The 275-nt window shown below is 39.6% G+C and carries 1 pseudogene; it reads right to left on the bottom strand.

From position 1 onward, the window contains the following. Positions 1-32: 32 nt before the first annotated feature. Positions 33-275, bottom strand: a pseudogene (locus ACWA1B_RS22625) (DUF6624 domain-containing protein); the annotation flags it as partial.

Below are 275 nucleotides of genomic sequence, written 5' to 3'. Positions count from 1 at the left end.
CCATTTTCCGCTAGCTTCTGTCACGTATTTTTTTACTTGGTTTTCTTTTCTCGGGTTATTCTTTCAAGTTCTGGGAGCTCTTTTTTATATTCTTCTACGTTCCAGACAATATCCGATTTTATGGCAGAATCTGCCAGTGGTCCTAATCCTACTTCCGATCTTCGCTTATCTACATTATCAGGATCTGCAAGAGGTGCAATAAATTTCTTTTGGGTCAAAGGATTTGTATAAACCTGACTTCCGTAAATCTGTCTACCTCCATCTCTCAACGCGAC

It is taken from the genome of Flavobacterium xizangense, assembly GCF_054075145.1.
Note: the sequence above shows the minus strand (reverse complement) of the source record. Positions and strands in the feature narration are given on the sequence as shown.